This window comes from Rhizobium sp. P2_G2 (genome assembly GCF_056403555.1).
This window is the reverse complement of sequence record NZ_JBFUFF010000023.1, coordinates 1-21,934: the sequence shown is the minus strand read 5'-3', so window position 1 is coordinate 21,934 and position 21,934 is coordinate 1. Positions and strand designations below refer to the sequence as shown.

18 protein-coding genes are annotated in these 21,934 nt (G+C 59.1%); 6 read left to right on the top strand and 12 right to left on the bottom strand.

Features of this window, described 5'->3' with window-relative positions:
* Nucleotides 1-119 precede the first annotated feature (119 nt).
* On the top strand, nt 120-920 hold the full coding sequence (locus tag AC1D06_RS17955) for a LuxR C-terminal-related transcriptional regulator (RefSeq protein ID WP_477987296.1): 801 nt from the start codon (nt 120-122) through the stop codon (nt 918-920).
* A gap of 194 nt (nt 921-1,114) precedes the next feature.
* Here AC1D06_RS17955 and AC1D06_RS17950 read toward each other — a convergent pair whose 3' ends face one another.
* Nucleotides 1,115-1,657, bottom strand: a complete 543-nt coding sequence (locus AC1D06_RS17950) for a hypothetical protein (RefSeq protein WP_477987294.1) — start codon at nt 1,655-1,657, stop codon at nt 1,115-1,117.
* 112 nt (nt 1,658-1,769) lie between these two features.
* Entirely contained in the window at nt 1,770-3,182 is a 1,413-nt protein-coding gene (locus tag AC1D06_RS17945) for an efflux transporter outer membrane subunit (RefSeq protein WP_477987293.1), read from the bottom strand.
* A 732-nt stretch (nt 3,183-3,914) separates the two neighbouring features.
* Here AC1D06_RS17945 and AC1D06_RS17940 point away from each other — a divergent pair.
* Together AC1D06_RS17940 and AC1D06_RS17935 are read left to right on the top strand one after the other, a co-directional pair.
* Complete coding sequence (locus tag AC1D06_RS17940; protein ID WP_477987292.1) at nt 3,915-5,168, top strand: polysaccharide biosynthesis/export family protein; 1,254 nt, start codon at nt 3,915-3,917, stop codon at nt 5,166-5,168.
* 70 nt (nt 5,169-5,238) lie between these two features.
* On the top strand, nt 5,239-6,750 hold the full coding sequence (locus AC1D06_RS17935; protein ID WP_477987291.1) for an O-antigen translocase: 1,512 nt from the start codon (nt 5,239-5,241) through the stop codon (nt 6,748-6,750).
* Nucleotides 6,751-6,942: 192 nt separating this feature from the next.
* On the opposite strand, the gene AC1D06_RS17930 is transcribed toward AC1D06_RS17935, so the two are convergent.
* From AC1D06_RS17930 to AC1D06_RS17905, 6 genes are read right to left on the bottom strand one after another with little or no spacing between them, the layout of a single operon-like run.
* Nucleotides 6,943-8,088: a DegT/DnrJ/EryC1/StrS family aminotransferase gene (locus AC1D06_RS17930; protein ID WP_477987353.1), complete on the bottom strand. Its 1,146-nt coding sequence runs from the start codon at nt 8,086-8,088 to the stop codon at nt 6,943-6,945.
* Between the two features lie 35 nt (nt 8,089-8,123).
* Nucleotides 8,124-9,101 (bottom strand): NAD-dependent epimerase/dehydratase family protein, encoded by a 978-nt coding sequence (locus AC1D06_RS17925; protein WP_477881580.1) that lies wholly within the window; start codon nt 9,099-9,101, stop codon nt 8,124-8,126.
* Nucleotides 9,098-9,814, bottom strand: coding sequence for an acyltransferase (locus AC1D06_RS17920; RefSeq protein ID WP_477881578.1), 717 nt, complete (start codon nt 9,812-9,814; stop codon nt 9,098-9,100). Before AC1D06_RS17920 ends, AC1D06_RS17925 begins: the two co-directional genes overlap by 4 nt.
* Nucleotides 9,804-10,910: a DegT/DnrJ/EryC1/StrS family aminotransferase gene (locus tag AC1D06_RS17915; protein WP_477987289.1), complete on the bottom strand. Its 1,107-nt coding sequence runs from the start codon at nt 10,908-10,910 to the stop codon at nt 9,804-9,806. The genes AC1D06_RS17920 and AC1D06_RS17915 overlap by 11 nt, the downstream gene beginning before the upstream one ends.
* Nucleotides 10,907-11,944, bottom strand: a complete 1,038-nt coding sequence (locus tag AC1D06_RS17910; protein ID WP_477987288.1) for a Gfo/Idh/MocA family protein — start codon at nt 11,942-11,944, stop codon at nt 10,907-10,909. Before AC1D06_RS17910 ends, AC1D06_RS17915 begins: the two co-directional genes overlap by 4 nt.
* Nucleotides 11,941-12,447 carry an acyltransferase gene (locus AC1D06_RS17905; protein WP_477881575.1) on the bottom strand — a complete coding sequence of 169 codons (507 nt, stop codon included), beginning with the start codon at nt 12,445-12,447 and terminating at the stop codon, nt 11,941-11,943. The genes AC1D06_RS17910 and AC1D06_RS17905 overlap by 4 nt, the downstream gene beginning before the upstream one ends.
* A 445-nt stretch (nt 12,448-12,892) precedes the next feature.
* Here AC1D06_RS17905 and AC1D06_RS17900 point away from each other — a divergent pair, with 445 nt between their 5' ends.
* Together AC1D06_RS17900 and AC1D06_RS17895 are read left to right on the top strand one after the other, a co-directional pair.
* Complete coding sequence (locus AC1D06_RS17900) at nt 12,893-14,053, top strand: glycosyltransferase family 4 protein (protein ID WP_477987286.1); 1,161 nt, start codon at nt 12,893-12,895, stop codon at nt 14,051-14,053.
* Between the two features lie 44 nt (nt 14,054-14,097).
* Nucleotides 14,098-15,036, top strand: coding sequence for a glycosyltransferase family 2 protein (locus AC1D06_RS17895; RefSeq protein WP_477881679.1), 939 nt, complete (start codon nt 14,098-14,100; stop codon nt 15,034-15,036).
* Here the strand turns inward: AC1D06_RS17895 and AC1D06_RS17890 are convergent.
* A complete protein-coding gene (locus AC1D06_RS17890) occupies nt 15,019-16,101 on the bottom strand; it encodes an O-antigen ligase family protein (RefSeq protein ID WP_477987285.1) in 1,083 nt (360 codons plus the stop codon). The two genes, AC1D06_RS17895 and AC1D06_RS17890, sit on opposite strands and share 18 nt — an antisense overlap.
* Nucleotides 16,102-16,818: 717 nt before the next feature.
* Here AC1D06_RS17890 and AC1D06_RS17885 point away from each other — a divergent pair.
* Nucleotides 16,819-17,730 (top strand): FkbM family methyltransferase, encoded by a 912-nt coding sequence (locus AC1D06_RS17885; protein WP_477987284.1) that lies wholly within the window; start codon nt 16,819-16,821, stop codon nt 17,728-17,730.
* Nucleotides 17,731-17,769: 39 nt separating this feature from the next.
* On the opposite strand, the gene AC1D06_RS17880 is transcribed toward AC1D06_RS17885, so the two are convergent.
* From AC1D06_RS17880 to AC1D06_RS17870, 3 genes are all read right to left on the bottom strand, one after another.
* Nucleotides 17,770-18,567, bottom strand: a complete 798-nt coding sequence (locus AC1D06_RS17880) for a right-handed parallel beta-helix repeat-containing protein (protein ID WP_477987283.1) — start codon at nt 18,565-18,567, stop codon at nt 17,770-17,772.
* Nucleotides 18,568-18,598: 31 nt separating this feature from the next.
* Nucleotides 18,599-19,564, bottom strand: a complete 966-nt coding sequence (locus AC1D06_RS17875) for a glycosyltransferase family 2 protein (protein WP_477987282.1) — start codon at nt 19,562-19,564, stop codon at nt 18,599-18,601.
* Between the two features lie 237 nt (nt 19,565-19,801).
* Complete coding sequence (locus tag AC1D06_RS17870; RefSeq protein WP_477987280.1) at nt 19,802-21,481, bottom strand: hypothetical protein; 1,680 nt, start codon at nt 21,479-21,481, stop codon at nt 19,802-19,804.
* Nucleotides 21,482-21,934: the final 453 nt, after the last annotated feature.

Sequence of the window (21,934 nt, the reverse complement as noted above, 5' to 3'; positions counted from 1 at the left end):
TGACTTAAATTTTATCCAAAAATGTTAACGCCGCGATACGCTCGCGGATAAAAAAATTAATAGATTCAATCATTAGAAGCGTGTGCAGTGATGTGTTTTTGGTGATGGGAGTAGACGCCATGAACTTGATGACAAGAAACAGTAAGGATGGCATAAAAGGAACTACTATTCTACCGATCGAACCGGAACTCGCCACTCCGTTTCGAGGGTCTGTTACAGCAGCTGTGTCCGGAACGCGTGAAACTTCGCTGGTTATCATCGACAATCGGGCTCTGGATCGGCAGTGCCTTGCACGATGCATAACCTCGACGCGGCCCGATGTTTCCATCCTGGCCTTTGATTCCGTGGAGGAGTGGCGTCGTAACCATGATCACGGGACAGTGCCGGGGGCGATATTGCTCAATATCGGCAGCGCCAGGATTTCTGACCGGATTATCGCCGATGAGATCAAAACGCTCGCATCGGAGTTCCCGACGCCGATCATCGTGCTCGCCGATTCAGACGATCCCACGGAAATCATAGGCGTACTCGAATGTGGTGCAGGGGGGTACATACCCTCATCGGTTAGTATAGATGTGTGCATAGAGGCCATCGCTTTGGCTATGGCAGGAGGCATATTCGTGCCGGCGAGTTGTCTTTTGGCTATGCGTCAATTCATCAATACTGCGGCCTCGACGGCCGGCCCTCTCAACGGCATATTCACGGCCAGACAAGCGGAAGTGGTTGAAGCTCTCCGTCGAGGCAAGGCAAATAAAATCATAGCCTACGAGCTCAACATGCGGGAAAGCACGGTAAAGGTTCATATCCGGAACATCATGAAAAAGGTCAAGGCTACAAATCGAACGGAAGTAGCCTACAAGATCAATGATCTCCTCCCAATGGATATTCAGCCGGCTACCAGGCCCGACGCAAACGGATAGGAGAAGTCGAGACAATCTGTTTCGCTCGGAACGAAGCCCTTTCCTCGTTCCTTCGGCTCGCGAATAAACATGCTGGACCTTCCGGCCAGCATCGCATTTTCGACCGATGGCGCAACTTCGTCAGGTGCTGAAAAGCTGATAATACATCATCATTTTGAAACAAGAACAGACGCCCGCAGCCTGAAAGACGTCGGCTACCCGCCCCGGCGCACGGCTCGTGAGAGACACGCTTGTTCCGCGATCGGGCGTGTCAATCTGCTTTTTCGCGCCGGGCATGCGGCTGAAGCACGCAGGCCGCCACTGAATTTGGCGTTGGAATTTTTTTGAAACGCTCTAGAACAATCTCCATCCATCAGTGTTCGGAGGGGGGACAAGTCGTGCCGAAACGTTTGAGGACCGGCGATGCGATCGTGTCGCCTGACACGGATGCGGATGTTGAGTGCCGATTCGACGAGAGAACCGGCATACTTCACCTTATGATCGACGGTCCTCTCGCGGGAGGTCCGCCATCCGAAGGCTATCTTTTGGAACTCATTGCCCATCATCGCAGAAATCGGCCGCTCAATGGCATCGTGATTTTTAATCGACAAGACCCGAATTTCAACCAGGTTACCGCGATGCTGCAACATCGGTATTGATGGCGGGCGCAGCTCGGTTATTCGCCTGGCGAACCCATTGAGCGCAGGCGATTGAACCAGAAATCCCGCGCCGCGAGCAGTACTGGCGATCAGGGCCATCTTCGAAGCCGATTTAGACGATCGACGAAGTGACGATCAAATAGCCCCATTCATTGCGGCCGGAATGAACCGGGATCAGGGGCGGCTTCTGTTTCTCGTCTGTTTCTCGTCGCTAAAATTCATCACCCGCCTGCGCGAGGTCGGACTTGTTCCGCGCGCCCAGTTCCGCGCCGCCTCCGACTGCCACATTCAACGAAATGTAGTCTGCAGCGAGCTGTCTGATGGCCGCAACAAGCGACACTCTTGCATCCGCAACATTGCGCTCCGCTTCAAGAACATCCAGTACGGTCGCGGTCCCGGCCTTGTAGCTGACACGCGCCAGGCCAAGTGCTTCCTGGTAGGAAGAGACGAGCCGCCGCAGAGCGACAACCGTCTGACGGTCGCGATGCAGCGCGATCTGCGCATTCTCGACCTCTTCGACCGCGTTCAGCACAGTTGCTTTCCAGGCGATGTACTGCGTCTGCATGTTCGATCGGGCGATCTTGACCTCTGCCCGACGTGTCTGACCGTCAAACAACGGAAGATCGATGCTCGGCCCAAACGACCAGGACAACAGGCCATGGGACGCGCTGCGGGTAAAGGTCTTCGATCCATTGATCGACCCAATGAGCGCGATGCTCGGATAAAGCTGGGCTTCCGCAACGCCGACATCGGCCGTGGCGGCGGCAAGCAGCCGTTCCGCCTGCCTGATGTCGGGACGATTGCGGATGAGATCCGCCGGAATGCCGACGTCCGTGGGCGTGCGGGGGACCGGTTGGCCATAGCCATGGCTCAAGCTGGCCGTCATCGTTGCGGCTGGCACGGCCAGGAGCGTGGCAATATGGTTCGCCGCCTGGTGAAAACGCGCGTCGAGTCCGGGAATTTCCGACAAGGTCTGGTTGACCAGACCTTCGGCCTGGATCACGTCAAGCCGGGAAGCGGCCCCCGAATTCCTGAGGTCGGTGACCAGCTTCAGGGTCTCCCGCCGTGACGCGAGGTTCCGGCGGGCGATCGCGATCGATTCCTGACTGTATCTGAGGTCGACATAGGATTGGCTCAGATCGGAGAAGAAAGCCAGGCGCGCAACACCGATATTGTCATAAGCTGCATCGAGCGACGCGCTGGCGGATTCCCTGGCTCGCCTGTATTGCCCAAAGAAATCCAGCAGCCAGGACGCACCCAGGCCAGCTGTCAGCGTGGTCGTGGTCCGTGCTTTCGTCGCGCCGGCGACGGTGGCTGCCGCGGCTGCATCGACCTGGGGCAGGGCGCCGGCGCCGGCAATCACGACGTTGGCCTGGGCTTGGGCAATGCGCTCCAGCGCAGCACGCACGCCGAGATTCTCGTTCATCCCCTGGTCGACAAGTGCATTGAGGCCTTTGTCCCTGAAAGCCTCCCACCACGGGTTAAGCGGCGCCTGGTCCGTCGGCTTCCGGCCTGCTTCCGAGTAATGAGCCGGCAGCGCTGCGTGCGGAGGCTTGTAGTTGGGACCAACCACGCAACTGGAAAGAACCATCGCAGTCAACGCCAGCAATGTCGTGTTTCTCATCAGTTCCCCTGGTTGGAAGACGGCAAGCCGCCAATCACGGATGAAAGCCCTCGGCAATGCATCTTCCCGGACGGGCATATCGTTCACCCCGGGGCCTATGGATCGCGGCATCGTTCGGAAAGGCGATGCCTTCAAGGGCAAGGCATCGCCGCTGCGGGCGCTTTGGCCGTGCGATACCTTCACGATGACACGCTCTTCAATACGTGAGATGAATGGAGGCGAATAGAAGCGACGATCGCCGCTGGCGCTCGCCCCGAAATCGCTGATGGTAAATCAGACTTAGAATTCATCATTGCCCCCAAGCACCTAAATTCCGGACCTTGCGCCGGCTATTCCTCCCCGAAACTATCGGATATCTCGATAGCGAATCGCACAGCATGCAGTCAATTCCAGCAACCCAGCCGATTGATGTATTCGTCCCGAGGCAGACATAGTCCAAAAGCGGTAGGCGAGATCCGGTCCCCTTTCCACTGTCGTAGGCGGAGTCGCCACTCGCTACCCGCTGACCGGCTCCGCTTGATCAAAAGTCCGATCAAATCATCCTTGCCTGCTTCCTTACCCCTTATTGATGACACTGCACCAGCGCATTCTGCCCTTCTCAACGCCGGTTTAGTCGGCAGAATGTAAGGTGTATCTTTGCCGTCACTATCTGGCGCTGGGCTTGGAGACATTATGCCTGAGGACTTATTTTGCCGCGGTCGATTGAGACGCGCGTGGTTTGCGGTTTTTACAATGGTTGCATTTGGCGGCCTGTCAGGCCAGTCGCCTGCATGGTCGGAGACGATGCTGCCGCCGCAAACAAACATTCGATTGACGGTCGTGCAGTGGATCCCGAACAAAGGCGAATATGAAAAATGGGATGCGCTCGGCGGTGACTTTCAGGTCTCGGATCGCAGGACCATCACGCTTCCGGTCATAGGCACGGTGTCCGTTGAAAATCTCGATACGAACGGGCTGTCAGCGGTGATCGCCCGGGAACTGAAAGCGCGGATCGGCCTCATTCAGGCACCCGAAATCAGCGTGGCCATCATCGATTATCCACCCGTTTATGTCGTGGGTGATGTCAAGGCACCGGGCGAATACCGGTTTCACGACGGGCTCATCGTCTTGCAGTCCCTGGCCATGAGCGGTGGCGTGTTGCGTCCCGACCATGAGACAAACGTCTCCCAGAAAGCCGAGCTGGTCGGTGATCTGCGCGGTCTCGACGACTCCATTCTGCGCAGCGAAATTCGGATTGCGCGTCTGCAGGCGGAAATGTCGGGCGCCGAGACTTTCAACTATAAACCGCGCGAAAGCGACGACAAGCAAGCTGCAGACGCAATCTACAGGCAGGAGCAGGCCATATTCACTGCCCGGGCCAATCTTCTTTCCCGCCAATCCAAATCATTCGCGGAATTGCGGGACCTGCTATCCGCCGAGATTTCAAATCTCGACGAGAAGACGACGAGCGCCGACGCCGACGTCGAATCGGTCGAGAAGGAGCTTCGCAACGTCAAATCCATGGTCGAAAAGGGTATTGCGCTGCCGTCACGTCAAGCCGATCTCGAGCGCATGCTGCGAAGCTACTATTCCGGTCGCCTGGATCTGACAACCGCCACCATGCGCGCGCGGCAGGGCATTTCCGAGGCCTCGCGCAATCTCGAAGGTCTCTACGACAGGCAGCATAGCGATGTCGTGTCCGAGCTACAGAATGAACAGGCAAACCTCGACCAGTTAAAGATCAAGCGCGACACGGGCCAAAGACAGTTGCTTGAGGATCTCTCACGGGGGCCGGACGCGGGACCGGTCGACAACGACGTCCTCACCTTTACGATTACGCGTCCGAACAATGGCAAGGCTGAGGAACTGGCTGCCGGCGAAAACACCCCGCTCGAGCCCGGTGATGTCGTGCGCGTTACCCGCAAATCATCAAATCGATCCGCAGACGTCGAGAACACCGCCCAGATACCTGCCGCCGACAATCATCGTTCAGGTCCCAGTCAATGAGAGGGCCGAAGCGCCCGGCGGTCCATGACCATTTGGCTCGGAATGGCATATGTCGCAAGAAGCTTCCCCGATGACGGCCGAACAGGATGCCGGTGCGCCGCCGCACACCTACGCCCAGATCCTCAAATCGACGCTCATGGTCGGCGGATCCTCGGCAATCAACATCGTATTCTCCATCATCCGCAATAAGGCCGTGGCCGTGATGCTGGGACCGGAAGGCGTCGGGCTGCTGGGCGTCTACAGCTCGATCAGCGACATTGCCCAGACCGTTGCAAGCCTCGGCGTCCCCTCCAGCGGCGTACGCCAGATCGCCGAAGCGGCAGGGAGCGGTGACGACAGGAGCATCGCCCGAACCGCTGAGGTGCTGAGCCGCGTATCCATCCTGCTCGCGGCCGTCGGAGCCATCGGGCTCGCCGCACTGGCGCTGCCGATCGCTGATCTCACTTTTGGCCACAGCCAGCATGCCCTCGGCATCGCCCTTCTGTCGCTCGCGCTGTTCCTCCGGGTCGTTTCCGGAGGGCAGATGGCTTTGATCCAAGGCCTCAGGGACATTTCCAGCCTGGCATTGGTCAACGTCGTCGCCGCGTTTGCCAGCACGGTGCTGACTATTCCATTGATCTACTTTTTCGGCATCGAGGGCATCGTGCCGTCGCTTATCGGGGTCGCGGGAGCCACGCTGCTGGCGTCATGGTGGTATAGCAGAAAAATCCGGCCGCTCGCCCACCCGCTCGCTTTTCGGGCTTTCCGACAGGAAGCGCAGGCGCTTCTGAAGCTTGGCTTCGTGTTCATGGCCAGCGGCTTTCTCACATTCGGCAGCGCCTATGTCATCCGCGTTATCGTGGTCAATGCGAACGGCATGGCTGCCGCCGGGCTATATCAAGCGGCATGGGCGCTCGGGGGCCTCTATGCCGGCTTCATCCTGCAGGCCATGGGCACGGATTTCTATCCGCGCCTGACTGCCGTTGCCCACGATCATGCCACCTGCAACCGCCTGGTCAACGAGCAGACGCAGATCAGCCTGCTGCTTGCCGGTCCGGGCGTGATCGCGACGCTGACTTTTGCGCCGATCGCATTGCAATTGTTCTACGCCCCGGCCTTTTATGCGGCCGCGGACCTGCTGCGCTGGATCTGCCTGGGCATGATGCTCAGGATCGTCGCCTGGCCCGTGGGTTTCGTCGCCGTTGCCAAAGGCCGGCAGGCGATCTTCTTTTGGACAGAGGCTGCGGCGACCGCGGTTCACCTTGGGCTTGCCTGGGCGCTTGCTGCCAGGTTTGGCGCAGTTGGCGTCGGCGCTGCCTTTTTCGGGCTTTATCTGTGGCACGGCACGCTGGTCTACCTGATTGCCCGTCGCCTGAGCGATTTTCGTTGGTCGACATCCAGCCTCAAATTCGGGTTGATCTTTCTCACGGCGTCGGGGCTCGTCTTCTGCTGCAGCCAGTTCCTGCCTTTGTGGCAGTCGACGGCGATCGGATCTGTCGCAATGCTGGCGAGCGGGTTCTATTCCCTGAAAACGCTGGTCGGGCTCGTGCCGGCAAACTCCCTGCCGCCCGTTGTCCGAAACCTGGCCGCGCTATTGGCCTGACCCGGTTTTCTAAAGCGTGCCGCGGAATCTCCGGGATTCGCTCCGGTGCTTCAGTCCTTTGTTTTTGCGCATGTCTTTGTCCCGAAACCGGTGACCGCTTTCGGGACACATGCTGTGGGGCCTTCAGACAAAATAGCCGACGGGGGTGATACCGACCCCGTCGGAGAGAAATGTTCAGTTCTGATGATGGTGTCAGGCCGCCGGGCGGGCCACTGCGGCGGTGACATGCCAAAAAGCGTCGACCACCTGCGACAGCTCGGCCTCCGTCATTTGAGCAAACAGCGGCAGCATGATCGCACGATGCTGTGCTGTGACGCTATGGCTGAGATGTCCGACGACACGATGCTGGCCGCTTTTCAGATACGCGTCTTCGCAATGAATATTGATCACGCCGCGTCGCGTCGATATACCAAGATCGAGCAGCATCTGCATCGTATCTCGCTGGTAGACGTGATCCGGCAGTACGACGCAGAAGCTCTGCCAGTTGCTGCGAGCCCACGATGGCTCCTCGGGCAGCAGAAGGCCGGATTTGTATTGAAGCTGCTGCCGGTAGAGCTCAGCGAGCTGCCGCCGGCGCTCCACGAGACCGGGAAGACGGCGCAACTGAACCCGGCCGATCGCGGCCTGGACATCGGTGAGGCGATAATTGTAGCCAAGTTCCGGATAGGACTCGTAGATCACCTGCTTCGAGCCATGGCGGACCGCATCCGTCACGCTCATGCTATGCTGGCGCCAGAGACGGAACTTGCGGTCGTATTCGGCATTGGCGGTGGTCAGCATTCCGCCGTCACCTGTCGAGATCACCTTGCGGGGGTGAAAGGAAAAACAAGCGATATCGCCGTGTGGCCTGCCGATCTTCTGCCACTCGCCCTGCCAGAGGATCTCGCTGCCGCTGGCACAGGCTGCGTCCTCGATGACCGGAATGCCCAGGCGCCGGCCGATCTCCACGATACGGGCGAGGTCACACGGCATGCCGAGCTGGTGGACGCACAGGATCGCCTTTGTCGACGGCGTGACCGCCGCCTCGATCAGCGCCGGATCCATGTTGAAGCCATGTGCCTCGACATCGATGAAGACCGGGATGGCGCCACAATACCGGATGGCGTTGGCGGTCGCGATGAAGGAATGGCTGACCGTGATCACCTCGTCATTCGCGCCGACACCGACGGCGAGCAATGCGAGATGCAGCGCCGTCGTGCAATTGGATACGGCACAGGCATGGGGGGCGCCGACATAGGCAGCAAATTCGGTCTCGAATGCGGCGACTTCAGGACCCTGCGTCACCCATCCCGACAGGATCACGCGCCTCGCGGCATCGGCCTCCTCTTCATCGAGCATCGGCTTGGCAATCGGAATCTGAGGACGTGTCGCACTCACGCTGCCTGCCCTCCGATTGCCAGCGCTTTTTCCCGCCGCCACCAGGCGACGAGGTCGCGCAGACCGTCTTCGAGGGATATGCCGGCCTTGAAGCCCAGCAGCTGCTCTGCCTTGCTGATATCGGCAAGCCGCCGCGTCACATTGTTGACCTTGCGCGCCGGCTGATATTCGGCCTCAAGCCCACAGCCCATGACCCGCGACAACATGGCCGCAAGTTCGCGCAAGCTCGTCTCTTCGCCGCTCGCCACATTGAAGACCTGGTCCGTGACGTCAGACTGCGCGGCAAGCACGTTGGCGCGCGCGATGTCATGCACATGCGCGAAGTCCATTGTCTGGCGGCCATCGCCGAGAATGATCGGCCGCTGCCCGGCGGCGAGCCTCTCCATCCAGCGGATCAGCACTTCGGTGTAGACGCCGAACACATCCATGCGCGGGCCGTAGACGTTGAAGTAGCGCAGGGCGATATAGTTCAAGCCGTACATTTCGGCGAAGCTGCGCAGCAAGCCTTCGTTGAAGAGCTTGGCCGCTCCATAGATCGTCCGGTTGTTGTAAGGGTGATGGTCCTCGGTCGTGGGGAAGTTCTCGGCCAGCCCCAGAACGGACGCCGACGAGGCCGCGACGACTTTCGAGACCCCGGCTTTAACTGCCGCCTCGAGCACATCGAACGTGCCTCCGGCAAGGACGTCGAATGCCAGCCTCGGCTCCTCGGCACACTGGGTTATCCGGATGGCGGCTTGGTGAAAGACGATGTCGACGCCCTCAAAGGTTTCCGCCAGCAGTTTCCGATCCCTGATATCGCCCTCGACGACGGTCACTTTCGCCATGCGCGCCGCATTGGCGAGATTCTCCCGCCGGCCACGGACGAAATTGTCCAGGACGATGATTTCGGACGGCTTCTCAAGGGCGAGCTGGTCGGCAATATGCGAGCCGATAAGACCTGCACCACCGGTGATCAAGATACGTTTGTTCTTCATGTTGACACCGTCCTTGATGTTGTGCGGTCGGCGGGCTCATCCCGCCAGCGGACGAATTTTGCCGGCACGCCGGCGACGATGGAGAACGGCTCGACATCCGAGACCACGACGGCTCCGGCAGCGACAATGGCCCTTTCACCGACAGTGACGCCGGGAAGTATCGTGGCGCTTGTGCCGATATCGGCCCAAGCGCCGATTTGAATGGGATTGATTTCGAGATCGGTGCGGATGATGGGCACGTCGAACGGGAAGGCAGTATGCGCAGAGCCGAGGATTCGGGCACCAGGTCCCCAGCCGACGTGATCCCCGATGATCACTTCGCGGGCATCGAGATAGGCTTGCGGGCCGATCCAGACATTGTCGCCGATCTTGCAGGTGCCGTCGAACCGGCCCTGGATATAGGCCTGCGCGCCGATAAACACGCCCTTGCCGATCTCGAAGGTCTCCGGATGCTTGAAACCTGCGCCACTGCCGACCTGCAGGCCGGGACCGCAATGGAGCGTGATGGCTTGCCAGATCGCCTTGCGCATCAGCGTATCGACAAAACCGTCGCCCGCCGCGAAGCGACCGTAGAGTTCCATGAGACCGGGTGTGCCGTATCTCTGCTTCAGCTCCGCGACGAGGCCGATGTGAAATTCGGGATCGACGGGATTTTCGCGCAGACCGTGGAAAGCGGGGACGATTCTCGATCTGGCGGTCGCATCAGCTGACATAGGCGTCTTGCTCCACCGCAGCGACCACGCCATCGACCTGTCGATCGGTCATTTCCGGATAGATGGGCAATGAGAGCATTTCGCGCGCCGCCGCTTCCGAGACAGGGAAATCGCCCTGGCTGTAGCCGAGATCGGCATGCGCCTTTTGCAGATGCACCGGGATCGGATAGTGCAAGCCAGTCTGTATCCCTCCGTCGTTGAGCGTCCATTGGAGCCGGTCGCGGTCTCGACATCTCACGGCATAGATATGGTAGACATGGCGCCGGTCCGGGGCTTCGGCCAAGGTCTCGACGACGGTATTGCCCTTGAGCTTGCTCGAATAGCTTGCAGCATGCCGCCGCCGCGCCATGATCCAATCCTCCAGGTGCCTGAGCTTGACGCGCAGGATCGCTCCCYGCAGGCCGTCCATGCGATAGTTGAAGCCTTTGATCACATGATGATAGCGCTGCTCCTGGCCCCAGTCCCGCAGCATGCGAAGCATTTTGGCATGTTCGTCGCTGTCGGTGACCGCCATTCCACCTTCACCGCAGGCGCCCAGATTCTTGCCCGGATAAAAGCTGAAACAACCGATCGATCCGATACTGCCGGCGCGCTTGCCGTGATATTCCGCGCCATGGGCCTGGCAGGCATCCTCGATGACCGGGATGCCATGGCGATCGGCTATGGCCTGGATCGCATCCATATCGGCCATCTGACCGTAGAGATGCACGGGGATGATCGCCTTGGTGCGGGATGTAATTGCCGCCTCCAGCCTGGAGGCGTCCATCGTCAGCGTCCGCGGCTCCACGTCGACGAAAACCGGCCGGGCGCCGACATAGCAGATGGCCGATGCGGTGGCGACGAAGGTGAACGGCACGGTGATGACTTCGTCGCCCGGCCCGACCCCCAGAGCCAGCAGGGCCAGATGCAGTGCACTGGTTCCCGTGTTGACTGCAACGGCATGCCTGGTCCCGCAATAGGCGGCGAATTCGCGCTCGAAGCTCGCCACCTCTTCTCCGAGTACATAATGTGCGGACGCCAGGACATTCAGCACTGCGGCGTCGATTTCGCCCTTGAGCGATTGATATTGCGCTTTCAAGTCAAGGAACGGGATCATGCGGTCTGCCTCGCCTCTGCGAGTTCGACAATCTTGCCGCGCTGCGCCAATGACTGGGTGGCGGCTTCGAGAATGCGCACGACCCGCAACCCGGCATGGCCATCCGAGGTGGGCCGCCCCTGGGTTTCGATGCAGTCGACAAACTGCCTCAGCTCTCTCCCGAGCGCTTCCGTGATATCGATCTGGGGCGCATACATATCCCCGGAACGGTATCCGACGAGCATCTGGTAGACCTTCTCGCCATTCTTCTGCGGATTGCCGTTCAACGTGATGCCCTTGTCGTAGACCTTGATCTTCTCGCTCGGCTCGAGGTCGTCATAGACAATCATCTTGTTGCTGCCGCCGATCAGCGTGCGACGCACCTTCACCGGTGCGAGCCAGTTGACATGGATATGGGCGATCAGCTTGCTCTCGAAGAACAAGGTCAGATAGGCGATGTTTTCGGGCTCGCCGGCCACATGGCTCATGCCTGTGGCGGAAACCGCAAYGGGTTTCTCGTCCACCACATAGTCGAGGATCGAGAGATCGTGGACCGCCAAGTCCCAGACGACGCTGACATCATGCTGGAACAGCCCGAGATTGACCCGCACGGAGTCGTAATAATACATGTCGCCGAGCCCGTTTTCGACGATTTCCCGCATCTTTCGGACCGCACCGGTATGGATGAAGGTATGGTCGACCGCCAGCACGAGGCGGCGGCGTGCCGCCTCCTCGATCATACGCCTGCATTCCGTCGAGGTTGCCGCCATCGGCTTTTCGACAAAGACATGCTTGCCGGCCATCAACGCCTTCATGGCCAGCCGGAAATGGGTTGAAACGGGCGTCGCGATAGCAACCGCATGAACCTGCGGATCAGCAAGCACCGCATCGAAATCGTCGGTGATTTCGATCGTCGGATAGCGAACCTTGACATTCGTCAGCCGCTCTTTCACCAAATCGCATACCGAGACAACACGGACGCCGGGAATTTCCGAGAAATTCCGGACCAGATTAGGCCCCCAATATCCGTAGCCAACAACAGCAACACCGATCATCTGGCTCTCCCGGCCGCCCGCTCCATCGCGGGTTTGTCTTGTGTGTAGCCAACGATCCGGGCTGGCACCCCGACGACGATGGCATGGTTGGGAACATCCTCGATCACCACGGCGCCGGCGCCGATCTGCGCGTTTTCACCGATCGTCACACCCGGCAGGATGGTGGCATTGCTGCCGATCGAGGCACCGCGCTTGACCAAGGTCGGAAGCACAGTCCAATCGCTGTCGGTTTGCAGGCTGCCGTCGGGATTGGTGGCGCGGGGATGCAGGTCGTTGGTGAACATGACGCCGTGTCCAATGAACACGTTGTCTTCGATCGTCACGCCTTCGCAGACGAAGGAGTGGCTGGATATCTTGCAATTTCTGCCGATGACGGCATTCTTCTGGATCTCAACGAATGTGCCGATCCTCGTTCCGGCGGCAATCCTGCAGCCGTAAAGATTGACGAGGTCGGGATGATGGATGACGACGCCCTCATCTAGAATAACGCTTGTCGCGATCATGCCGTGACGTCTCCTCATCATTCGGGCGCAGCAGCGGGATGATTCGAATTCGCCTCTTACCGTCGGCTGCAACGAACAACTACTATGCCGTTCAAGTAGGAAAGCGATTTTCTCTTGGCTGGTAAACGATGCAAAAAGTCGTATCGTAGCTCACAAAGACGTATACGCCCAAATCGGCTCTTCTTTAGCCGGCTTGCAACCACGTAGATCCTATATAGTCCTGTTTTTGCTCGATTGGCATTTCTCCCTTTGTCACTAGTACGCCAAAAGGCGTATGAAATTGTTGGAATCTGACATCACTACCTATTTCACCCCATAGCCTCATCCGAAGTCTGAAATTCAAAGTGCCGGCAAAACCGATATCCTCCTGTAAACAATGCGTGCAGGCACTGCTGGCAGGCAATCATCGAGCGAATGGGATCATATGCAGCAGCAGCCCAGACTTATGATAGCGACGCGCGTCTTCGGCGCCAGCGGTCAGCCCTGGATGTGGCGACAGGTGACGGGCCTCAGCGGCTTCGCGAAGGAAGTCGTCTGCTGGGAACGCCAGAATGCTGCGTCGCAGGCGACTGCAGATATCGAGGAGCATGTTCTGGGCGGCCTTGTGGCGCCCTACGATACGCGCGAGCGTTGGCTTCATCGGCTGCGAAACCTGCATCACGGCAATTTCTATGCTGCGACCGGCAAGGAACGGTCATCGCTCCAGGCGTTGCTGGCATCGAGCAAGCCCGACCTCATCCTGTGCAATTTCGGCGATATAGCGATGCGAATGCTGCCTTCTGCGTCCACGGCAGGCATTCCTCTGGTCGCTTATTTCCACGGCGATTTCTCCTTCGTCCGAAATCGATGGTACCGCTGGAGCCTCACCCGGTGCCTCAGGGGTTTCAGCGCCATTGTCGTGGTCACGGACGCCGAAAAGCAATGGCTGGTGCGTCACGGCGTGCCGGCGGAGACCGTTCATTTGATCCCCTGCGGCGCACCGACAAGGCTGTTTCAACCACGGCAGGATCGATCGGACGATCAGGTCCGCTTCGTCATGGCTTCGCGTCTTTCCGAGGACAAGGGCTGCGATATTTCGATCGAGGCTTTTGCACGCGTCGCCGCTCTCAATCCGAACGCTCGGCTCGACATCTATGGCGACGGTCCGACGCGTGCAAAACTCGAAGCATTGGTCGGCAAACTCGGCCTTGAGGCGCGTGTAAGATTTCACGGCTATGTCGATGAGGCGTGTCTCGCCAGAGCGCTGCCGCAGCATGACGTCTTCATCCAGCATTCGCGCATAAAGGAGGGCTCCCCGGTCGCGATCGTGGAAGCGATGGCCTGTGCGCTGCCAGTGGTCGCCACTGCGGTGGGCGGCATTCCCGACCAGGTCGAGCCAGGACGCACGGGCTTTCTCGTTGCCGATGGCGATGGTGAGGGCATGTCTGCAGCCATGCTGAAGCTGGCCGGCGATACTGCACTGCGTAAGAGATTGGGTGGCGAAGCGCGCAGGCAAGCCATGCTTCGCCACGATGCCGACACACAGACCCGGCGTCTCGGCGCCGTGCTGAGGCAAGTACTTTACGGGCAGCATGCCCCTGTCGAACAGGACCTGAAAGCGTCATGACATCCGTCGAAGTCATCGTACCCTGCTATAATTATGCGCGTTACCTGTCCGCATGCGTCGAAAGCGTGCTGTCGCAGGAGAATGTCGACGTCAGCGTGTTGATCATCGATGACCAGTCCACCGACGACACGCCGGAGGTCTGCCGGCAACTGACCCAGATGGATCGTCGCGTGCGCGTCATTCGTCACACGGTCAATCAAGGTCCCATCGCGACCTTCAATGAAGGCCTGGCGCAAGCAAGCGCAAAATATGTGCTTCTGCTGTCTGCCGACGACGCGATCACCCCCGGCAGCCTTTACCGCGCAACCTCGCTGATGGAAGACGAGCCCGAAATCGGCTTTACCTTCGGCAATGTCATCGACATCCAACGTGACGGCACCACCGAGCGTGGCTATCCGCTCGGCAATCGCCAGGACATGCCCGCCCGCCAGGTCCTGTCCGGACCTGAATTCATCAGGCGATCGGGGGCAACGAATATCGTTCCAACCCCCACGGCGGTGGTGCGCACGACCCTGCATCACAAGGTTGGCCTCCATCATCCCGAGCTCAAGCATACCGGCGACATGGAGATGTGGTTGAGACTGGCGTCGCATGCGGCCGTCGGATTCATCAACGACGATCAGGGCATCTATCGGCGTCATGCATCAAACATGTCGCTCGGCTATAACAATGAGCACAGGCTTGCGGATCTCCTGCAGCGCAAGCGTGCGCTCGATATACTCTTTACCCATGCAGGGCCGCATCTCGCTGAAAGCCCGGACTTGCGGCAGTTCCTGATCGAGGATCTGGGGAAAGAGGCATTGCGACAGGCGGGAATGGCTTTCAACGATTCTCAATTACAGTCCGCCGCAGCCATCAAGCACTTTGCCCTGGACATATATCCGGGTGCGCGCACGACCTTGCCTTGGGCGAAGCTGATCGTCAAGGAAACCTTGGGGCTGCGGAACTGGCGCGCCCTGAATGCGCTATTGCGGGCTTCCTGAACCTTGTCGCGAAGGGCGAGTGGACGGTTGCCGTGTTCGCGGTAGTGCCTGCCTGTTCGCCGGCCGCTGGGACATGGCATTTGGGTCGGCCGGGCGCGGTGGATCGACCGGGCCAGAATCCCGCTCTGGGCGAGAATCGACGAGCCAGGCCCCGCTTCCCATCAGGAACAGAAAGAGCACATAAGTCGCATTCCAGAAATGTACCGTCCACCCGGCGAGGAAGTAGCTGGTCATGACGATCAGGAATGCGACCCGGTAGCGCTCCAGACCGGGGTCCACAATCTTCCTGAACCCCACCGAAAACACTGTCAGCAGAAAACTCGACATCATGAATATGCCCGCGGGCAGGCCGAAGAGAATGGCATGGTAGAGCCAGAACATGTCGATGCTTGCGGGCATCCAGTCCGGCCGGTCCCAACTGCCGAATCCGACGCCATATAGAGGATGATTCATCACGGACATGGAACCGAAATGCCATATCAGAACGCGATAATAAGCCGACGCCTGGTCAAATGAAAAATGTGTCAGCAGGAATTCCGGCACCGTCTGATTGGAAACCAGGCTTATGGCCACCCACATCGCGGCGACAAGCGCCCACATCAGCCTCCAGCGCATCTCATTGTCGCGTAGCGCCCAATTCCATGAGAGAAGGCCGACCTGCACCACCAGCGCCGACAACGGGCCGGAGGACAGGCTGAGGAAGGCAGTCAGCAGCACCGCACCCGACAATGCCCAGCGCTGAGCGAAAGGCCGCCGATCGCCCAGCACCAGATGCACGAGCGCCAGGATGGCGCCGGTCGACACGCCGAACAGGATGGGATGTTCAAAGACGGACTGCACGCGCCGCAATCCCCAGCGCGGCTCCGCCTCGGAGATGACGTGGGTTCGCGAGAACTTCGCGAAGAAAATCATCAAGTCGTTCGAATTGCGGACGGCTTCCATAATTGCGAACGGCAGGAGAGCGGCGATGATCCAGAACAGCAGGCGCGTCATTGCATGAAATTGACGCGGGCTTCTGACGAAGCAGCGGCCGAGAAGATAGGATCCCGCCGTCTCGACAAACATCACGCCGCCGGTTTGTATCCCGCTTCCCACACCCTGGATGACGGCCAGGCTGACGATGCACCATAGGCAATAGAGCATGATCGCGATGTCGGCCGCACGGATGCCACCCGCTTTCCCGGACAGCCAGATCCAGAGGCAGGGCACGGTGGTGATGAGCAGGACGACCCGGAAAGGCGAGACGATAAGCGAGCCGACCGTCCAGAGCCAGGGGAGGAACAGGGTGATGATAAAGGCGATTGCCGGCCATGCCAGCGCTTTTCCCGGCAATGTCGTCTTTTCAGGCTTCTGTTCCGGCATCAGCCTGGAACGAGATGGGGCTCGCCCGGGCAGATCCAGATCCGGAGCAACGCCCATCGCGGGAGAAGCTCTCAGCAAATGCCGCATTTCCTGCCTCCGCTGGTACTACACAACTTGCCAACCTCACGGTGCGTGCGGATTGGTCGCCACCCCATGAGGTCAGCGCCCTGCCATAGCTTGATCGGAAGACGATCGGCTTGCGAGTCACCAACGACTGCCAAAAAGAGGTAGGAAGCCTTTGACCAAAAGGTTTATTCGCACGTCATCGGATACGCCAAACAGGTTTCCGCGCGGCATTCCGCGGCCGGTTCGCGGCGCCCCTACGCCTTGCTTCCAGGTTTTATGACACGCGGATTGCCAATAACCTTCTCGCAAGGCTCAACGGCGGTTGAGGTGAAAATGTCTTCGGGAAAAGGTTCGATGCAGACACTTCTTCGCAAGGCCCATTACTGGACCGACAAGATGTTCTGGGGGGTGCGGATTGTCGGTGCCGGTGCCGCGCTCAGAGGCGTGGCAAGGATGGGCTATCTTTATGTGCGTCGGCCAAAGCGAAGCAGGCTCAGGCTGCGATCGGGCGAGGTTCTCGAATTCGCCTTTCCAAATCAGCTGCCGCGCGCGCTGTTGATGTTCGGCGATTTCGTCGACCCGGAATTTGCCTTCCTGCGCAAAATCGCCCGGCCCGACTGGATTGTGGCCGATGTCGGTGCGGCAATAGGCCAGTTCACGATATTTGCGGCGGCCTTGCCGGTCGCCTGTGTCCATGCTTTCGAGCCGAGCGGTGCAAACTACCAGACGCTGTCGGAGAATGTCGTGCTGAACGCGCGCAGCGATCGGGTGCAAGGCCACAAAATAGCATTTTCGAATGCCGACTCGGAATCGATGTTCGAAACCACGGCCAGCACCTGGGTGAGCGGCCTCAGCGACAAAGGCAGCGAGCCCGTGTCCGTGCGCACACTGTCGGGGGAATTCGAAAGATTGGGGCTCTCGCATGTCTCGGTGCTGAAGATCAACGTTGCCGGTTTCGAGCCGCCCGTTCTCGAAGCAGCCCAGGCCTTTCTGGCGAAAGGAGGCGCCGATATCCTCGTCCTGCTGCTCGGGCTTGCCTCGCTACCATGGTATGCGAAGATCGCCGAACTCGGTTATCGCTTCTTCTATTTTCATCCCGAGGAGAATGCGCTCTACGAGGTCACGGCCTTCGATGCGAGCTCGGTGCTGGATTTTCGCCCATGGCCGGCGCGCCACATTCTGGCAATTCGTCATGCCGCGCTTGCCGATTTGATCGGCAAGGAGATTTCGCTCCGCAAGAACCGGGACAGCGGTGCAGCGCCATGAAATCCCGCTGTGGGGCGGTCCCCGGCCGGCAAACGGTTCTCAGGGTTTGACGAGCATGTCCGCCTGGACATTGCGGCCAAGATCAATATTGCCTGAGAGGAGCGGCGTGTTGCCGTAGAGCGCAAAATTTCCCCAGACCGACCCGCCGAGCTTGTTGTTGACGATCTTGATCGAGGCGCTGTCAACCGCCCCGCCCTTGAAGCGACCATCGATATAGAGGGCGTAGCCGCCGCCGATCAGCCGATTGCCTTCCACCACGATCTCCGACAGACCGGTGAAGTAATTGTCCAGCATGATCGCCGATGTCTGTTCGTGCGAATTGACGATCGTGTTGTTAACGATGGTGACATGGTCGGCGCCATTGATCTCGATGCCGTCGTAATGCGCATCCTTTCCGCCGCGGAGATCATGGATGAAATTGTCGCGGATATCTGTGGGGCCGGTGACATTGATGCCATTCTCGACGTCGTGAATGTCGTTGTGCAGGTAGCGGCCGAAACCGAGCACGCCGTTGACGGTGGTGCCGCGGCCATCGATTTCGCTGTCGCGCAAGGTAAAGCCGGTCGCTTTCGGCATGAGCTGCAGCGCATGCCACGGCGTTGCGGACACGAGCTTGATATTTTTCAGCGTGACATTCTTGGCCTCGATAATGATGTTGCCGTGCACCTCGAGATGCTCCACGACCGCATCATCTTCCGTGACGTGGTAGGTACCGGTATATTGGGTCAGTACCGCAGGGGCCGGCGCGTTGGCGGTCGTGTTGGTGACCTCTTGCGTCGACACCAACAGCAAGGCGAGCGCCAGTGCGGCAATCAGGACGCTCCAGCGAACGACCATGTCTCACATCCTTCTCTGACGGAACGAGGGTTCACGCCGTGCCGGAACCGGGTTGCCGGGCCGTGGCCGGAACCATGCGGCGGCGGGGCTCGGGCCTGCTGACGATCATGCGAAAGAGTTTTCTGCACGCCGAACCGGCCAGCATCAGGACGTGGCCAGGGTGGTCCTTGAGCCCTGCGAGGACAAAGGCCACCCCCCATCTTTTCTTGCCGAATTTGTAGAGCGCGATGCCCAGGTCGATCCGCATTCTCGACCGGTGACGCCGCCTGATGTCGAGCGCCGCCCTGTTCTTTCGCAGGATACGCAGGAGACCGATCGTCTGTTTCCTGCCGCTTGACGATATGCTGTCTGGCGAGATGAAGCCAAGCACGACCGGTTCGATATCTTCGTAGACGACAGTCTTCTGCACCAGGCGGATGGCGAATTCCCAATCCTCGTTGGCGCGTGCGCAGCTGTCGAACCAGGTTCGGTCCGGCATGCAGTCACATCGAAAGAGCGCATTCTGCAGACTGATGCGATTTTCCGTCAAAAGACGGTCGACCTGGTCCTCGTCGAGTCTAAGCTGGCCCGCGGGTCCCGGCGCATAGGCGATCCTGGCGGGGCCGTAATTGAAGGCGGCATCGCGCCCATAAAGTATCTTCGCGCCGGTCACGACACCGATATGATCAGGGAGCGTCGACAGAAGCGCGACCTGCTTCATCAGTTTTGCAGGCAACCAGATATCGTCGCTGTCCTGGAAGGCGATAAATTTGCCTTGCGCGAGCGCAAGACCGGTATTCCGCGCCGCCGCGGCGCCGCCGTTCCGGCTTCGCCGGACATATTTCACCCGCGTGTCGCCGATGCCGAGAACAACATTCTCCACATCTTCGGTCGACCCGTCATCGACAACGATCAGCTCCAAATCTTCGTAGGATTGGGTCAGCACGCTCATCATCGCCGCGCGCAAGGTCTTCGTTCGATTGAAGGTCGGCAATATGACTGACACATTGACGGTCAAAGCTATCTCCCATTGCCCGGCATAAGCGGGTCCGCGACGGGTGATCGCCAATCAGAGTGCTACACCGGCGGCGAAGATACGTCACGGCAAGCCGGATCGCATGCAAACTCCGCCCAAATCTCGCATGACGGGCGGAGTATGGAAAGGGCTGCAAATGGGGGCAGTGCTTATCCTTTGGGATGGGCTTCCGGCATGCGGGATCGGCCACCGGCAAGGGATTTGCCGGCGGCCGTCTTGTCACATGAGCAGGATGTCGCTCGCCGTCATTGCATGACCGTGATCAAGAACGACGACTTCGACCTGCGCCGCAGACCCGTTGCCATCGCTGTCGTAGTAAAGGGTATGGTTGGTGGGGTCGAATATGAAGTGATCATCGGAGTCGACTGCCGCTGTACCGACCCTGAATTCACTCGCATTCAACGTGCCGGTCTCACCGGAGTTGGCGTAAAATATCAGTTTGTCATCCGAGCGAAAGTTATTGATATGATCGACGGCTGAAGTGGCCAGGGAATCCTCTCGGAAGATGAACCGGTCGGCACCCGGACCACCGGTCAGCTGGTCGCTGCCGCTGCCGCCTTCGATATCGTCACCGCCTGAACCTCCCTTGACAACGTCGTCGCCGGCGCCGCCGTAGAGAGTATCGGCGCCCGCACCGCCTTTCAGGAGGTCGTCGCCTTCAAGCCCCTTATAGGTTTCGTCTCCGGTGTTGACACTGGCGGTTGCGGGCAACGAGTCATTTCCCGACGTGCCGACATAAACCGTATCCCCACCACCGCCGCCACCGGGCGTTTGGTCCAGSCCGACATTRCCGCTGAGGATCGGCTTATCGTCGTAGAAGGCATARTTGCCCCATAGACCGTCGCCGATCTGGTTGTTGGTGATCTTGATCGAGTTGTCGTCCACGGTGCCGCCACCGAAACGGCYGTCGAGATAGACSGTATAGCCGCCRCCCACCAGCCGGTTGTTGGCTATGGTGATGTTGGACAGGCCGCCGAAATAGTTGTCCAGCATGACCGCCGACGTCTGGCTGTTGTCGTTGACGATCGTGTTGTGGATGAGTTGCATGTCCGGCGCGCCATTGTTCTCAATGCCGTCGAAATGCGCRTCGGGTCCACCAGCCAGGTCATGGATATAGTTGTCCTGGATGAGGGCGGGTCCGGTGACATTGATGCCGTTCTCGACACCATGCAGGTTGTTTCGCAGGAATGTGCCATAGCCGAAAATGGCATTGACGGTGTGGCCGCCGCCATCGATGTCGCTGTCTTTGAGGGTAAAGCCGGTCGCGTCATCCATGACTCTCAACGCATGCCACGGGGTGTTCGACACCAGCTTGATATTCGACAGCGTCACGTTCTTGGCGTCGATGACGATATCGCCATGGACTTCCAGGTTGCTGATGACGGCATTGTCCTGGGTGACGACATAGGTTCCGGTATAGACCTGGAGCTTGCTTCCCGAGGCGACGCCGGTATTGGTGTCGTCGGGATAGGTTGCTGCAGCCGCCGCCGCCGCGGCAGCCGGGGCGCTCAAGGCAGCGCTCGCGCTCGTTTCCAAGGATGCGGCCGCATTCGCTGCATGGGCGGTCGTGTTATGAGTGCTGACATCGGCACGAACATGGGCGGCCTTGATCTGCAGATCAGATGCGTTCGTTGCGCTGCTGGTGTCGAGCGTCGAACTTGCCGTCCCGGTTACGACAGCGTCGCCATGACGCCGATGGATGTGATTTGCGGAGAGATCCGCGGCATCCCGGAAAACCTCGTCCGAGCTGTTCGTGCCGCCGATCATGTCGTTCGTCGAAGCCCTCGCTTCGGTCCAATCGTCCCGTTTCAGGACTGCATCGCTGAAGAGCCGTGGCTCTGCGCTAAGGGTTGATGCCTCCGATATATCGGTACTGACACCGTGAAATTGGCTTCTCATGGTTTCATCCGCCTTTCTCCCAGCCGATATCCGCCGCTCTCGACACAGGTTCGAGAGCCACAGAATAGCGATCCGGGGTTACTGCTTTCGTGGTAGGTCACCGCCGCCTTGTGGGGTCCGTAAGTCAGTTTTATCTGGATGGCAACGCAGGCTCTCCGCCGAAAAGCCCTTGCCAAAACAGCCCCATTGTCACCACCAATCGCATAAAAACCTTGTGCGGAACTTGAAAATATTGAATTAATTCCGAGTTGCCTTATTTTTGTATTTATACTACTTAGGCATGGAATGTTTTGATATACGTTTACTGAGGCTGCTAATTTAGCGATTGAAATCGTTAGCAAAAAAAGAATGTGGCGGCAGCCTGTTTTGCTTGATGTTCGCTAACCGTTCGGATTTCGTATTTTTTTGTAAATTTATTGCATTTTTCCACTAAAAAAGGCCTTGGTTTACGAG

Bases quoted from the DNA above. Each gene is read 5' to 3' on its own strand.
- AC1D06_RS17955 (WP_477987296.1), top strand. From the start codon at position 120: ATGAACTTGATGACAAGAAACAGTAAGGATGGCATAAAAGGAACTACT.
- AC1D06_RS17950 (WP_477987294.1), bottom strand. From the start codon at position 1,657: ATGGCCCTGATCGCCAGTACTGCTCGCGGCGCGGGATTTCTGGTTCAA.
- AC1D06_RS17945 (WP_477987293.1), bottom strand. From the start codon at position 3,182: ATGAGAAACACGACATTGCTGGCGTTGACTGCGATGGTTCTTTCCAGT.
- AC1D06_RS17940 (WP_477987292.1), top strand. From the start codon at position 3,915: ATGGTTGCATTTGGCGGCCTGTCAGGCCAGTCGCCTGCATGGTCGGAG.
- AC1D06_RS17935 (WP_477987291.1), top strand. From the start codon at position 5,239: ATGACGGCCGAACAGGATGCCGGTGCGCCGCCGCACACCTACGCCCAG.
- AC1D06_RS17930 (WP_477987353.1), bottom strand. From the start codon at position 8,088: ATGCTCGATGAAGAGGAGGCCGATGCCGCGAGGCGCGTGATCCTGTCG.
- AC1D06_RS17925 (WP_477881580.1), bottom strand. From the start codon at position 9,101: ATGAAGAACAAACGTATCTTGATCACCGGTGGTGCAGGTCTTATCGGC.
- AC1D06_RS17920 (WP_477881578.1), bottom strand. From the start codon at position 9,814: ATGTCAGCTGATGCGACCGCCAGATCGAGAATCGTCCCCGCTTTCCAC.
- AC1D06_RS17905 (WP_477881575.1), bottom strand. From the start codon at position 12,447: ATGATCGCGACAAGCGTTATTCTAGATGAGGGCGTCGTCATCCATCAT.
- AC1D06_RS17900 (WP_477987286.1), top strand. From the start codon at position 12,893: ATGATAGCGACGCGCGTCTTCGGCGCCAGCGGTCAGCCCTGGATGTGG.
- AC1D06_RS17890 (WP_477987285.1), bottom strand. From the start codon at position 16,101: ATGTTTGTCGAGACGGCGGGATCCTATCTTCTCGGCCGCTGCTTCGTC.
- AC1D06_RS17885 (WP_477987284.1), top strand. From the start codon at position 16,819: ATGCAGACACTTCTTCGCAAGGCCCATTACTGGACCGACAAGATGTTC.
- AC1D06_RS17880 (WP_477987283.1), bottom strand. From the start codon at position 18,567: ATGGTCGTTCGCTGGAGCGTCCTGATTGCCGCACTGGCGCTCGCCTTG.